Below are 15,650 nucleotides of genomic sequence, written 5' to 3' on the forward strand. Positions count from 1 at the left end.
AAAAAGTAACTACAGCGCCACAGCCGAAAGCACCTTCTGCGTAGCACCCGACTGGCCTTTTACAAAATGTCCAGCCTTCTGACCCTGCTCCTGCAGGTAAGCAGCATCGGTAGCAAAACGGTCCATCTGGGCCGCAAACTCCTCGTAGCTGCTAATCTCAAAGCCACCGTTGGTCTTCAATCCCTGCGCCTCCTGGAACTTCTGGTTGTTGGGGCCGAAGAATACGGGCACATCCCATACTGCCGCCTCCAACAAATTGTGAATACCAACACCAAAGCCTCCACCGACATAAGCCACATGGCCATAGTGATAGATGCTCGACAGCAAGCCGAAGCAGTTAATAATAAGAACTTCGTAGTCATTGACCATTGACAATTGACCATTGGCCATTTTCTCTGCCTCGGTATAGCGGATGACCTTGCGACCTTCGAGCAGTTTCTCAATCTGCTTGAGATGTTCCTCACCTATCACATGAGGGGCGATAATCAGTTTCCAGTTCTTGTGGTCATTAAAATACTTAATGAAGATTTCCTCATCGGGAGGCCACGACGAACCAGCCACGAACACCTGTGGCGCATCTTTTACAAATGCCTCAACAATAGGCAGTTGCTTGGCAGCCTCTTTAATCTGCAACACGCGGTCGAAACGGGTGTCGCCTACCACCGAGGTGTTGGTGATACCAATCTTGGCCAGCAACTCCTTACTGATCTCGTTCTGTACGAAGAAATGCGTGAAGCAATTAAGCACACGCCCGTACTGACGACCGTACCACTTAAAGAACACCTGCTCAGGACGGAAGATACTCGACACACTATACACAGGCACACCACGATGCTTCAGAATGTGCAGGTAGTTATACCAGAACTCGTACTTGATGAAGAAAGCCATCACAGGACGAATGGTACGCAGAAAGCGACGCGCATTGGTGATGGTGTCGAGTGGCAGATAGGTGATAATATCAGCACCCTCGTAGTTCTTGCGCACCTCATAGCCTGAGGGCGAGAAGAACGTGAGCAGAATCTTGTACTCAGGATGATCCTTGCGCAACTGCTCCATCAAGGGGCGTCCCTGCTCAAACTCACCCAGCGAGGCAGCATGGAACCACACGTACTTGGCATTCGGATCTACCTTTTCGCGTAGAATCTTGAAAGCCTCGCGCTCGCCACGCCACATTTTTCGTACCTTCGCATTGAAGCGGCTATAAATAGCCACTCCAAGAAGATACAGATATATTACAAGGTTATAAATCATTAGCCCAGTACTTCAATCGCACGTTTCATTCTGGCAATGGTCTCTTCCTTACCTAAGAAGGCAGAGATATCGAACATGCCAGGACCCTTACCCTCGCCAACGAGCGTGAGTCGCCATGCGTTCATTACATTACCCAACTTATACTCCTTCTGTTCAACCCAGGCATGAACAATCTGCTCCTGATTCTCGAGCGAGAAGTCGTCGATACCCTCAAGTACGCCGATCAGTTCGGTCATCACCTGAGCAGAGTCTTCCTTCCAACGCTTCTTGGCAGTCTTCTCATCGTAGGCTGTAGGAGCCTCGAAGAAGAACGAGCAGAGTGGCCACATCTCGTGAACAAACGACACACGATCTTTCATCATCTCAGTTACCTTGAGGATACGCTCTGAAGTCTCGTTAGGACAGTGCTCCTTCACGATAGGCTCGAAGAGCGCAGCAATCTCCTCATTGCTCTTCTTGAGGATATACTCGTGGTTGAACCAAACAGCCTTCTCGAAGGCGAACTTGGCACCAGCCTTTGAACACTTAGAGATATCGAACAGAGGAACCAGCTCATCGAGTGAGAAGATTTCCTGCTCGGTCCCAGGATTCCATCCAAGCAGAGCCAGGAAGTTGATAACAGCCTCAGGGAAATAGCCATCCTCACGATAACCGCGAGAGGTCTCACCACTCTTAGGATCCTTCCACAGCAGTGGGAATACAGGGAATCCCAGACGGTCGCCATCACGCTTCGACAACTTACCCTTACCATCGGGCTTCAGCAGCAATGGCAGGTGAGCAAACTGAGGCATGGTATCCTCCCAACCGAAAGCACGATACAACATGACGTGCAATGGAGCTGAAGGTAACCACTCCTCACCACGGATCACATGCGAGATTTCCATCAGATGGTCGTCAACGATGTTAGCCAGGTGATAAGTAGGCAACTCGTCGGCACTCTTATAAAGTACCTTGTCATCACAGATATCACTCTTCACACGGACCTCGCCACGAATCAGGTCATTAACCAGGATCTCCTGACCTGCCTCAACCTTGAAGCGAACCACATACTGCTTACCCTCGGCAATCAGTTTCTCAACCTCTTCCTTAGGCATGGTCAGCGAGTTACGCATCTGTCCGCGGGTATGACAGTCGTACTGGAAGTTCTGAATCTCAGCACGCTTAGCCTCCAATTCCTCTGGGGTATCGAAGGCAATATAAGCCTTATCGGCATCCAGCAGCTTCTGAACGTATTTCTTGTAAATATCACGACGTTCGCTCTGGCGATACGGACCTTTGTCGCCACCAAAGCTAACACCCTCATCAAACTTGATACCGAGCCACTTGAACGACTCGATGATATACTCCTCAGCACCAGGTACGAAACGGTTACTATCGGTATCCTCGATACGGAAAACCAGATCACCACCATGCTGCTTGGCAAACAGGTAGTTATACAATGCTGTGCGCACACCACCAATGTGCAAAGCACCCGTTGGACTGGGCGCAAAACGTACTCTAACTCTTCTTTCTGACATAATCAATTAAAATTTGTGTGCAAAGTTACAAAAATTTTGAGAGTTTTTTCGTATTTTTGCACCATAATTGCATAAAATACGTAGAAATGAGTAGTTTTAACATCAAAAACGACCTTACTTGGCGCGATTTTTTGATTCGTTTGGGTCTAATCTTCGTAACCGTTGTCATCATCGTATGGATGATGCCACATAGCAGTCAGAATAATTTCAAGATTGAAAAAGGCCGACCTTGGATATATACGGACCTGAAAGCCCCATTCGACTTCCCCATCTACAAAAGTGACGAGGCTGTAAAGCTTGAACGCGACAGCATGATGAAACAATACGAACCGTATTACATCATGAACCCAGAAACTGTTGTCAGACAACTACGCCAATTCTCTAAAGACTACTCAAACGGCATCCCCGGATTGCACAACGATTACATCAGCATCATTTCCAACCGTTTACGCCGACTTTACGAACAGGGCATCATGAGCAATTCGGAATATGCCAAGATCAGTAAAGACACCTCGAAGTTTGTACGTATTGTCAACGGCAAGCATGCCACCAGCATACAGATTAGCAGAGTATACTCGGTGGTAGCGGCCTATGAGCAGATTTTCCAGGATCAGACTCTGGCTAAGCACCGAGACATCCTACAGAAATGCAATCTCAACGATTATATCACTCCCAATCTGCTCTACGACAAAGAACGAAGCGAGGCTAGTCTGAACGACATTCTCAACAGCATTCCTCTGGCCAGCGGACTGGTTCAGCGAGGCGAGAAGATCATTGACCGCGGTGATATCGTAGATGAGAAAACCTACAACAAACTATTGTCATTCCAAAAAGAGATGGAGCGGCAGAATGTAGATCAGGAAAAGACACGTCTCAATATCATGGGACAAATTCTGTTTACAACCATCTTCATCACCTGCTTCACGATATTCCTGACACTGTTCAGAAAAGACTATTTCGAAAAGGTCAGATCCACCACTATGCTGTACACAGAGATTGTACTTTTCACCATTATCGCATCGATGATGGTCAAGCATAGTGTGCTTCACGTCTACATCGTGCCCTTTGCAATGGTACCTATCTTTATTCGTGTGTTCATGGATTCAAGAACGGCATTCATGGCACATACAACGATGATTATGACATGCGCCTGCTTCTTACAGTATCCGCTGGAGTTTGTTGCAGTAGAAATGGTATCAGGACTGGTGGCCATTTTCTCTTTGCGTGAGTTATCCAGTCGTTCTCAACTGTTCTGGACTGCAGTCTCTGTCACCGCAGCAGGCATACTCACAAATCTGGCACTCGACTGGATACACATCAACGACCTCTCCAAGATCAGTTATAGCGAGTACAACTACCTGATCATCAACGGCGTACTGTTATTCTGCTCCTACCCCTTGCTTTATGTCATTGAGAAGGCTTTCGGCTTTACTTCAAACATCACCCTAATTGAATTGTCGGATATGAACAAGGAGCTGCTCCGGAAGATGAGTGAAGTAGCCCCAGGCACCTTCCAACACTCTATACAGGTAGGTAACCTCGCCGCCGAGATAGCTAACAAGATTGGTGCAAAAAGCCAATTGGTACGTACGGGTGCGCTTTATCACGACATCGGTAAGATCAGCAATCCTATCTACTTTACCGAGAACCAATCAGGTGTAAATCCGCATGAGAAGATGAGCTACATCGATAGTGCACAGATGATTATCAGCCACGTGACAGAGGGCACAAAACTGGCCGACAAGTACAACCTTCCCAACATGATTAAGGAGTTTATCACCACCCATCATGGACAAGGCAAAACGAAGTATTTCTACGTACAATACAAGAACGAACATCCTGACGAGGAGGTCGACGACTTACTGTTCACTTATCCTGGTCCCAATCCGTTTACTAAAGAACAGGCCATCCTGATGATGGCTGATACTGTAGAAGCAGCATCACGCTCACTGCCCGACTACACCGAGAAATCAATCCGCGACCTGGTAAACAGACTGATTGACGCCCAAGTTGCTGAGGGATACTTCAAAGAATGTCCTATCACATTCCGTGATATTGCCTATGCCAAGACCGTACTGATAGAGAAACTGAAGACCATCTATCATACCCGCGTAAGCTATCCCGAGCTGAAGAAGTAGGCAAACTTGCACAATTACACCTAAAAGTGTGCAAAAACATGCACACTTTTGCACATTTGTGCAGGTTTGTGTGCAATTTTCGTTAAACTACGTTAACATTGTGTGCGGGAACATAAGATTTTAAAACAATCCATATACCTTTGCAGCCGATTTTGAAAAAATTTTTTAAAAAGATGAAAAAGATTAATGTCTTGCTTGCCAGTCTGATGCTGACAGTAGCCACAACAACAGCCACAGCAGGTGGCATCTTAACCAACACCAACCAGAGTATCGATTTCTTGCGCAATCCTGCACGAGATGCAGCCATTGGTCTTGATGGTGTGTATAGCAACCCTGCTGGTGTAGCGTTTCTGCCCGAAGGATTCTATCTCGGTATCAACTGGCAGTATGCCCACCAGACTCGTACTATCGAGTGTAACAACCCACTCTTTGCTTTGGGAAAGAAGAACGATGGTAAGAGTACCAAAACTTTCGAGGGTATCGCTGACGCGCCATTCATTCCTTCTATCCAAGCCGCTTACAACAAAGGCAACTGGAGTTTGCAATTCAACTTCTCAGTACCTGCCGGTGGCGGCGCATGTGAGTTTGCCGACGGACTCGGCTCGTTCGAAAGCGTAGTAGGCGGTATTGCACAGCAACTCAGTGGACTCGACCAATTGGCCACAGCCTTAGGTCAGACTGCTCCTGGAGTTTCTGGTTACGACATGGATGGCTACATGCAAGGACGTCAATACTATTTTGGTTTCCAACTGGGCGCAGCCTATAAGATTACCCCCAACCTCTCTGTATATGGAGGTCTGCGTGTGCTCTATGGCACAGCTACCTACAAGGCCAAGATCAGTAATATTATGGTAAAGACCGGTAATCAGTATGTTGACTTCGGTAGTTTCCTTCAGACAGCTACTGCTATGGTTGAAGGCGGTATCACAACTGTAAACAATGGCATTGCAACTGTGAATGCGGGTATAGCCCAATATGAGGCAGCGGGTGCTCCTGTTCCTGCAGAGCTGACAGCCAAAAAGACACAATTAGAGGCAACCAGCCAGACACTCGACAACACCAATAAGTCGCTCAATCAGTTGCAGAAGTATTCTGAGGGTGTAAACCTGCTTTGTAACCAGTCGAGTGTAGGTGTGGCTCCTGTGATTGGTATCGACTGGCGGGTAGGCAAGTTCAACTTTGCCGCCAAATACGAGGCCAAGACCGAGATCCACATGAAAAACGAGTCGACCGTTAACAAAGCCAGCGAGATTCCCGCTGTGAATAAATTCAAGGACGCAGAAAAGATTGACGAAGACTCTCCTGCCCAGTTAGCTCTGGGTGCAATGTGGAACATCTCAAAAGATTTCCGTCTGAACTTAGGTTATCACCACTTCTATGATAAAGATGTAAAATGGTATAACAACACGCAGGATCTGCTGGGCGGCGGTACCAACGAGTATCTGGCAGGTGCCGAGTGGGATCTGACCAACAAGCTCACCATCAGCGGTGGTACACAGCTCACACGCTACCAACTCACCGATGAGTATATGAACGACATGTCGTTCGTGGTAAACAGCTACAGCATTGGTTTGGGTTTCAACTACAAGGCCAGCGACAAGGTAACCCTGAAGGCTGCCTACTTCCAGACCAACTACGGTCACTACGATCGTGTTACCTCTACCGAGCCATTGGTTAGTGATTCGTTTACCCGTACCAACCGCGTACTCGGTATTGGCTGCGAACTGAATTTCTAAGAATCAGAAGAGACTAAAGAAAATAGAGCCGAATGTTTGGAGCATTCGGCTTTTTTGTGTACCTTTGCCGACTGATGAAATATGCAGATGTGATATTGCCAGTTCCCCTGGCGGGATTGTTCACCTATGCAGTACCAGAGGGCATGGTGCTGAAGGTGGGCGTTCGCGTGCTTGTTACTTTCGGACGCAGCAAGACCTACCTTGCCATAGTGGCACGTCTGCACAATGATAAACCACAAGACTATCAAGTCAAGGTCATCAGTCAGGTAATGGATGCCGAGCCCATCATCACCGACCATCAACTGAAACTTTGGCAATGGATTGCCGACTACTACATGTCGCCCATTGGCGAAGTGTACAAAGCAGCTCTCCCTTCAGGATTGAAAGCCGAAGACGGCTACCGCCCCAAGACAGAACTCTATATCCAACTGTCGTCCAAGTTCCGCAATGAACAAGCCTTGCATGTTGCCATTGATATGCTACAACGAGCTCCCAAGCAACTGAAGGCGTTTCTGAATTATCTCGAACTATCAGCATGGGACCAGTTAGGTGCAGGCGAAGAACAGTTTGAGATTACACGCGAAGAGCTAATCAATCAGGGACATACACTTCAATCAGTGAATGCGCTGGTACAACGTGGCTTGCTTGAGACATACGACAAAGAGGTTGGAAGATTGAATTACGGCGGCGAACCACATCCCGAGCTAATCAAACCATTAAGCGAAGTCCAACAGGAGGCGTATAACCAGATTCAGTTCTCGTTTTTGCAGAAGAATGTCACGCTATTACATGGCGTCACCTCAAGCGGAAAGACTGAGATCTATATCCATCTGATACAACAGGCTTTGAACAAGCATCAGCAAGTGCTCTATCTGTTGCCGGAGATTGCCCTCACCGTACAGATGATGCAACGACTGCAACGGGTGTTTGGCAATCGTTTAGGTATCTATCACAGCAAATACTCTGATGCCGAGCGCGTGGAAATATGGCAGAAACAGCTATCGCAGCATCCCTACGACGTGATACTGGGAGCCCGAAGTGCCGTACTGTTACCTTTCCAGAATCTGGGACTGGTGATTATCGATGAGGAGCATGTTTCGTCTTATAAGCAACAGGATCCAGCCCCCCGTTATCATGCCCGTTCGGCTGCTATCATGCTGGCACAGATGTATGGTGCCAAGACGTTGTTAGGAACAGCCACGCCCTCACTCGAGACCTATCATAATGCCAAAAGCGGGAAATATGGATTAGTAGAACTCTTCCAAAGATATAAAGGTATAGAGTTACCAGAAATTCAGGTGGTTGACATCAAGGATCTACAGCACCGCAAAATGATGAATGGTCCCTTCTCCCCCTTGTTATTGACAAAGACACGTGAAGCATTGGAACGTGGTGAGCAGGTCATCCTCTTCCAGAACCGTCGTGGCTATGCGCCAATGATAGAGTGTAAGCAGTGTGGTTGGGTTCCTCATTGCCAGCATTGCGATGTATCGCTTACATTACATCGTAACATGAACCAGTTGACTTGTCACTACTGCGGATATACCTATCAGGTTCCCACCGAGTGTCCAGCCTGTGGCAGCAAGGAACTCCTGACAAAAGGCTATGGCACAGAGAAGATAGAGGATCAGTTGCGCGACATCTTCCCTGAGGCCCGCATCGCTCGCATGGACCTCGATACCACCAGAACCCGTAATGCCTACGAACGTATTATCAGCGATTTCTCGTCATGGCGTACCAATCTGTTGATTGGCACACAGATGATTTCTAAAGGACTCGACTTCGATAAAGTGTCGGTGGTGGGGATTCTCAATGCCGACAATCTGCTAAACTATCCTGATTTCCGTGCCTACGAACAAGCCTATATGATGATGGCACAAGTAAGTGGACGAGCTGGCAGAAAGGGGAAGCGCGGTCTGGTAATTCTGCAAACTAAATCACCGACACTCCCAGTTATCCAACAGGTAGTACAAAATGACTATACAAGTTTGTATAACTCACTGATAGCGGAACGCCAACAATTCCACTATCCGCCTTATTACCGTTTGGTCTACGTCTACCTGAAGCATCGGTCTGATGCAGTAGTCGAGACTGCAAGCATCGAAATGGGGAGTAGATTGCGCAAGTGGTTCTCTACCCGTGTGCTTGGACCCGACAAGCCAGCCATTGCCAAAGTAAAATCACTCTCCATACGAAAGCTTGTATTGAAGTTGGAACTGGGCATCAACATGGCTGATGTACGGAAATATTTAGCGCTTGCCCAGCAACAGATGCTACAAGACAAGCGCTATACGTCATTACAGATCTACTTCGACGTAGACCCGCTATAAATCCTATTCTTAGAAGAAATAAGCTACAGACAACTGCCAAGCATTAGCCTTAGTCTTGCCTGTAACAGTATTCCATGTAGTAGTGCCAACAGCCTCTACGACTTCAAAATCACCAGTTTTACCAAGAGCGATATTGTAGTTAGCTGATACCTGCAAATGATTCAGCAGCATCAATCCAAGACCTACATTAGCACTCAGGTTAGAACTTCTCAGTGTCCAGCCTGCGGCTTGCTTATTAACAGCTTCAACAGAATTACTCTTATCGCCGAGATTAAAACCGAACTGAGGACCAGCAAAGAGATAGATGCTGGCAGTATTACCTAAACCAAAACCATAACGGAGATTAACAGGAACCTGAATAGACTGCTGCTTCATGGTCTCATTCTCCAACTTGGCAGAACGCTGATCATACAAAGCAGAGGCATCGATACCAAGACCTACGATGGGAAGGGTAAAGTTAACAGTCGGACCGATAAAGAAACCTGCCTGATTTGACTTATCGGCTACAGAATTATCAAACTTCATGGTTGTCAGGTTAAGACCACCCTTAACACCAAACTTCAACTGTGCATTGGCAGCAACGGTCATCGTTGCCAGCAGCACTACCAAAGTAAAAATTTTCTTCATAACTTATTCGGATTAAATTGTTAATGAATCTCTCGATGGGTGCAAAGTTACGAAAAAAGTCGGAATAGAGAAGGAAATAGCCGTATTTTTTCGATGATTATTCCCTATTTCCTGCCATTAATGCCTCTGACGTCGTACAGAAACGCGGGCACCGCTGTTACTACTGCTGGCTTTTTCTGATTTCGACGTTTTCTGTTTAACCTCTTTCACACCTTTGTTCGATGCAGGCTTATTCTTAGCAGCCTTCACCTTCTTATCTGCAGCTTTAACATTCTGGGCAGCAATGCTATCCAATGAGTCGCGCTTGGCAGCATCACCAAAGACGGTCTTTTTAAATGCTGCGAGTTCTGCTTCGATACGTTTCTGTTCTGCACTCATCTTCGTGGTATCACCATCACAGAGCTGCAATAATGTCTTACCCTGTGCATTGTTGGTCTTATATATCTTGCCACGATACATATTCATGGTAAAGAAATCGTCCATCGATACCTGAGCTGCATTGTTCAGATTACTCGCCATCACTGTCTGACGATTCAGATAAGGTTCCAAATCACTATAACGAACCCAGAAGAGCGGATACTGTGTTGCTTCACCGCCAAACTCATCCATCATGATTGGACATAAAGCCTGCACCTTGATATGTAACGACGAGTTTGCTTGATCATAATAGGCGCTCTCCTTCAGATAGTATTTCTTGACCATTGCCGAAGGAATATCGCTGTTATCAACCTTGATACGACCATCCTGTTCCTCGTAGAAGATGTGATAGTTGTCGAGAATAGTCTTCATATCTGCTCTGGTAGTCGCTGAGAACACATCGCTGCCATCAGTGGGATACTCGAAAACTGGAATATAGCCATTCAACGCCAATTTGAAGATATAAGTAAACAGATTGAGTTGACGTCCTTGTGGTTCTACTGGATGATAAAGGCCTGCGTTAGCATCATCCTCAAGCGATATCTCACGATAGATATCACGTCGCCAAACTACCTCTTCGGGCATTTCAACAGCTGTAGGAAAAGATATCTGAGCGCGCATTGACATGGCGTTCGAAGCGTTTCGCTGCTGTTTCTGCTGTTGAGCCTGCTGTTCTGCACGCCGCTGGGGTGGCTGAGCGGTAGCTGTTAAAGGTAAAAGGGTAAAAAGGTAAAAAAGTAAAATACCTTTTACCACAACCTTTAAACTGATATTCTTAAACATACTCTGTTTCATATTACATATTTATTTACCTTTTTACTCTTTTACTTTTTTACCCTTACTTAACAATCACTTCCATAGGATTTGTCAACGTACGGGTGATTCCATCAGGCCCGACCACAGTAACTCTTGAGACATAGAAGCGGCGATTACGGGCCAGTTTGCGGAAGGTATCCTTCTGACGGGCCGAGAACTGGGCACCATCGGATGCCAACGGCACAGCATTACCCATATTGTCGAAGAACACGGTCTCAAAGCTTTGCACACGGAAGGCGATATCAAGAATACCATCATCGATAGCAGCTCCCAGACGGTCAACACCCACAAGTTGTCCCTTAGCCAAACCACCACCCTTATAGCGAGTAGGATTACCATGCTCATCGCTCATAGAGATATAAGGTGTTGGATCGGGTAACTTACACACACGGAAGGTGTACTGTCCCATTTGCTGAGGGCGACCTGTATTGGTTGAAGTCACTGTGATAACAGCGTTCTGACCTATTTTGGCTGGTTTGGCAATGTACTTACCAGGACCTACAGCCTGCAATGTTCCATTACTCATAGTAGCCTGAACTTTATTTGAAGGCACACCTGGTACACTGATGCTGATGGGATTGGCATAACCGGCATAAAGCATATTCATCAGGTCGGCCGAAACTGTAGCACCAGGTTCCACAACTGTATAATCCTGTGAGAACTCACGACGGATACGGTCTCCATTACCATTCACCATCTCCATATACCCCTTCAAAGTAAAGTCGCCTGTTTTACCACAAACGGTTTCGTAGAGTCCATTCTGCAAGTTTACCTTCTGTCCACCGATAAAGATATTAGGAACCTGAGTAGTGTCAACAGCCGCCATCACGATACGAGCCGAGAAACGATCGCCTCTAACGATGGTCTTCGAAGTGGGGATGACAAAAGCATCGAGCAAGTTCACACGGATATCTTTCACATCGATATTCTGCACCAATTTATGTAATACCTCGCCTTCTGCATAACGAACATCACTCTGCAGTTTCGACAACAAGGTGACAGCAGCTGCGGCAGGCATTGATTCGAACATATATTCCTGCCAGTTCTTACCCATAGCGCGCTTAGGGACTTCGGTAGTAAGGTTGCTGGCAATTATCTTCTTCTGCTTTTCATCAGTAACCATTGTCAGCATCCGCTCTCGGAAGGAGTTTATGGCATGATATAGCTTCTGTCCCTGACCATTAGTGGGCGAGAGCATTACATTGCTGGCAGGCTCCTGATCTTCCTTATTACGGATATTGTTCACATCGCCATCCTCTCCATCTGCCTCAACCACGATGGCCTGCTTCAGGCTGGCAGCAAAGTTGTAAAGAGAATCGCTCATCTGCTTCACCAGCTGGGCTTTATCGTACCACTCCTTGGTCTTCTGCGGATTGGCCTTCATCTGTTGTTCAAAGGTCTCATAGATAGCCAGATTCTCCTTCGACGAGTTGCTGGTGGTGCGGTTCAGACTTTCTTCCACAATCGAAAAGCCGTTGAGCACCTCGTTAGAGACGTTCAGCGCCAACATAGCCATCAAGACGACGTACATCAGATTTATCATCCGCTGGCGTGGAGAGACAGGTCTTTTCTTTATTGCCATGTTTTTATTTACAATTTGACAATTTACAATTTACCATTTATTTAGGGGGCCACTGAGGCGCGAACCTGCAAGGCTTCGATCATACGCGCATAAATGCGGTTCAACTCCTGTATCTGCCCGGCCATCTTCTTGGTCTGCTCGTTGATATCATCGATAGTACCAATCTGCGAACTGGCACTCTTCAACTGCATCTCGTAAACCTTGCAGATACCTGTCAGCGTACGGTTCAGATTCTCCATCTCCTCTGAATCGTGCGCCAGCTTCTCATTCTGGGCAGACACTTTTGACAGCGTTTCTGTCAGATGCTTTAACTCTTCAACATAGCTCGAAGTAGCCGCATCGAGTTCTGGCTGTCCCATCACAACGGGCTGAGCCGCAGTTGGCGACATCGATGAGGAATCCGTAACTTTCGGGGCTGATATATTACGGTTATCTGTCGATGAACCGTAACTTCCGCCGTTTCCATTGATAATGATGGTACCACCATTACCGCCAACTACAGTAGCACTGCCTCCCTTGCTCACTACGGGCACTTCACCATTAACATTAACATGTGTATCCAGCTCCATGCCATCGGTCGACTTATCGAAAGGCCGATCAAAGGCAGAAAGGAAGAACACCACCACCTCTGTACCCATACCGAGGAACAAAAAGAAATCGGCACCATCGAGATGGGTCAACTTAAAGAGTGTACCTAAGATTACAATCGATGCACCCCAGCTATAGGCATAGTTCAGAAAGGTCTGACCTGGCACACTGTCCATCCACTTCTGCAAGCGGTAGATCATATTATATTTGCTGTATATCGTCATAACTATCTTGATTTTTAGTTTATTTCCTCTTACCTTTCACCTTAGCAGCCTTGGCACGCTCGCTGGTTGAGTTGGCCAAACTACGCACGCATCGGAATCCGATATACGAACGTGGCTGATTCTGGTACTCCGCCGTACGCCATGCCGAACGGATATACGACTCAGGATCCTTCCACGAACCGCCACGTACGCTCTTACGTTTCAAGCGATAGGGGTCCTCTTGGGCGGCATTGTATTTCAACGTGGGGTTGATATCGTTCATAGCCTCAACACCAGCCTCAGTATAGATAGTGCTGGTCCATTCGGCTACGTTACCTGCCATATCATAAAGTCCGTTTGAATTGGCAGAATAGATTCCTACCCGACTGGTTATCAGATTACCATCCTTCGTGTAGTTACCATTGTCAGGTTTAAAATTAGCATAGAAACAACCCTTACCGCTGGCCACAGCCTCATTGTCCCAAGGAAACTCGTTCTGATCTTTACCACGTGCAGCGAACTCCCACTCAGCCTCTGTTGGCAGACGATACCGTTGCACATATCGAGCTGCTGCCCCTAACCCTTTCAGCAAGTAATCGGTACGCCAAGCACAATAGGCATTGGCCTGTTCCCAGGTAACACCCACCACGGGATAGTCGTTATAGGCAGGATTCGAGAAATAGTAACGCAGATACATCTCGTTGTCGGCATTGGGGAAATCGTTTACCCAACAAGTGGTATCAGGGAACACATTCACAATATAAGTATTCAGAAAATCCCAAGGACCTGTCAGCGGACGGTTGATGCTCTCACGGACAATACGCCCCTCATCATCCACATAGGCTGTATCTTTCGATATCATCACCTGTTCCTCAGGGTCGATGGTGATATCTGTATTCAGATTACGTTCCTGAGGATTCAGACGATTACGGCGTAGAGCTGCAGCAGTATAGTCATACACCTCGTAGCGATAGTTCAACTGACGATAGTCCAACATCTTATCACCAGTCACGGGATTAGTCACATACATACCATCGATAATCTCCTGCTCGTCTTCATTGGGACGACGCGGTAGAGGCTTCTTCCAGTTTAGAACAGTCGAGATCTCATTTCCCTCCCTATCCGTTTTCACCGTCTTATAGGTCTCGTCGATTTCTGAAAGACGCTCTCGCAGAATCGAATCACGTACATAGTTTACGAACTGGCGATACTTCGAATTGGTCACCTCCGTTTCATCCATCCAGAATCCATCAACAGAGATATCTCTAAGAGGTGTTTTCTTGCCCCATAGAGAATCCTGATGCTCGATACCCATCTTCAGATGCCCACGCTTTACCAATACCATACCATAAGGAGTCGGTTCAGTAAAGGCTTTGCCGCCTGTACCTGTCACCTCTCCACCATTTGCCGTCATCATCTTGCTACCAAAGCAACTGGTCAGCATAAAGGCCGCTACGGTACATAATCCTATCAATTTCTTCATATCTACCTTTTTATCTTACTATAGTAATCTCACACTCTTATGCAGATTTCTGCCCTTTTTATACAGATTCAACTCTGTCTGATATCCCACAAACAGCTCGTGACTGCCGTTTCCGATACTGATATGTGAAGTGTACACCTCATAGCTATATCCCAAATGAATGCCATGAAATCGGCCACCAAGCAGTACCGTCACCGAATTCGTGGGACTATACGCTAAACCCGCATACAACATTTTCTTATCGTGCTCGTACTTCAGTCGACCTGTTATGTCGGCACGCCAAGCCACGCCATCAGTACGCCCCAATACGGATGTCTGTACTTTAAAAAACGGATGATTCAGCTGAATATTGTATCCGGCAGTAAAATAATACGTTGCGTCGATACTTAATTCGTTGGTTTCTCCCAGTTCCACCACCGGCGAATTGAGATGCAGAGCCGACATACCCACATACCAGTTACGTGCCTGATAATATACTCCTGCCGAGATATCAAAGCCCGTACCATTAACCGACGAAGAAGAGAATGCCGGATCATTAGGATCTTCCACTTCCAGTTTGCTGCCATCAAATGTTTCGCTCAACATGCCAGCCTGCACGCCCAGACTCAGTTTTCCGCCCAGCACCCGACGCTGATAGGCATACTGCAAACTCAGACGTTTGTGCGAAAACAAACCCAGCTCATCGTTCAGTAATTGCAAACCTACGCCGTGATATGCCCCCAGTGCATAGAACGGCATGTCTGCTGCAGCATACATGCTCTTGGGATTATGTTCAAAACCAGCCAATTGTAAGGCATAGGCGCCAGTCACATTCAGTTTAGCCTCCTTACCCACCGTTGCTGGATTAAACGACGGTTCCATCGCCCAATAATGAGCGAAGGACACATCGTATTGCGCAAAAGTTCTTGTCGCTACGAACAAAAGCGATGTTATCAGTATACCGAAATGTTTCACATTACTAA

Annotated in this window: 11 protein-coding genes; 3 read left to right on the top strand and 8 right to left on the bottom strand. The window is 46.9% G+C overall.

The window, feature by feature from the left end:
- Nucleotides 1-9: 9 nt before the first annotated feature.
- Together T491_RS0102095 and gltX are read right to left on the bottom strand one after the other, a co-directional pair.
- A complete protein-coding gene (locus tag T491_RS0102095; RefSeq protein ID WP_028902399.1) occupies nt 10-1,248 on the bottom strand; it encodes a 3-deoxy-D-manno-octulosonic acid transferase in 1,239 nt (412 codons plus the stop codon).
- Between the two features lie 2 nt (nt 1,249-1,250).
- Complete coding sequence (gltX, locus tag T491_RS0102100; RefSeq protein WP_028902400.1) at nt 1,251-2,768, bottom strand: glutamate--tRNA ligase; 1,518 nt, start codon at nt 2,766-2,768, stop codon at nt 1,251-1,253.
- An 86-nt stretch (nt 2,769-2,854) separates the two neighbouring features.
- Between gltX and T491_RS0102105 the strand changes: the two genes are divergently transcribed.
- The 3 genes from T491_RS0102105 (at nt 2,855) to priA (ending at nt 8,972) form a co-directional block, all read left to right on the top strand.
- Complete coding sequence (locus T491_RS0102105; protein ID WP_028902401.1) at nt 2,855-4,906, top strand: HD family phosphohydrolase; 2,052 nt, start codon at nt 2,855-2,857, stop codon at nt 4,904-4,906.
- Between the two features lie 173 nt (nt 4,907-5,079).
- Nucleotides 5,080-6,642 (top strand): OmpP1/FadL family transporter, encoded by a 1,563-nt coding sequence (locus T491_RS0102110; RefSeq protein ID WP_028902402.1) that lies wholly within the window; start codon nt 5,080-5,082, stop codon nt 6,640-6,642.
- 74 nt (nt 6,643-6,716) lie between these two features.
- A complete protein-coding gene (gene priA / locus T491_RS0102115) occupies nt 6,717-8,972 on the top strand; it encodes a primosomal protein N' (protein WP_028902403.1) in 2,256 nt (751 codons plus the stop codon).
- A gap of 9 nt (nt 8,973-8,981) precedes the next feature.
- On the opposite strand, the gene T491_RS0102120 is transcribed toward priA, so the two are convergent.
- From T491_RS0102120 to T491_RS0102145, 6 genes are all read right to left on the bottom strand, one after another.
- Complete coding sequence (locus T491_RS0102120; protein WP_028902404.1) at nt 8,982-9,599, bottom strand: porin family protein; 618 nt, start codon at nt 9,597-9,599, stop codon at nt 8,982-8,984.
- A 117-nt stretch (nt 9,600-9,716) separates the two neighbouring features.
- Nucleotides 9,717-10,811, bottom strand: a complete 1,095-nt coding sequence (gene gldN, locus T491_RS0102125) for a gliding motility protein GldN (RefSeq protein ID WP_231480159.1) — start codon at nt 10,809-10,811, stop codon at nt 9,717-9,719.
- Between the two features lie 43 nt (nt 10,812-10,854).
- Entirely contained in the window at nt 10,855-12,414 is a 1,560-nt protein-coding gene (gene gldM / locus T491_RS0102130; RefSeq protein WP_028902406.1) for a gliding motility protein GldM, read from the bottom strand.
- 41 nt (nt 12,415-12,455) lie between these two features.
- Nucleotides 12,456-13,226 (bottom strand): gliding motility protein GldL, encoded by a 771-nt coding sequence (gene gldL / locus T491_RS0102135; RefSeq protein WP_028902407.1) that lies wholly within the window; start codon nt 13,224-13,226, stop codon nt 12,456-12,458.
- A 19-nt stretch (nt 13,227-13,245) separates the two neighbouring features.
- Nucleotides 13,246-14,688: an SUMF1/EgtB/PvdO family nonheme iron enzyme gene (locus T491_RS0102140; RefSeq protein WP_028902408.1), complete on the bottom strand. Its 1,443-nt coding sequence runs from the start codon at nt 14,686-14,688 to the stop codon at nt 13,246-13,248.
- Nucleotides 14,689-14,706: 18 nt separating this feature from the next.
- On the bottom strand, nt 14,707-15,642 hold the full coding sequence (locus T491_RS0102145; protein ID WP_028902409.1) for a type IX secretion system membrane protein PorP/SprF: 936 nt from the start codon (nt 15,640-15,642) through the stop codon (nt 14,707-14,709).
- Between the last annotated feature and the right edge of the window lie 8 nt (nt 15,643-15,650).

This window comes from Prevotella sp. P6B4 (genome assembly GCF_000619985.1).
Taxonomy (GTDB): Bacteria; Bacteroidota; Bacteroidia; order Bacteroidales; family Bacteroidaceae; genus Prevotella.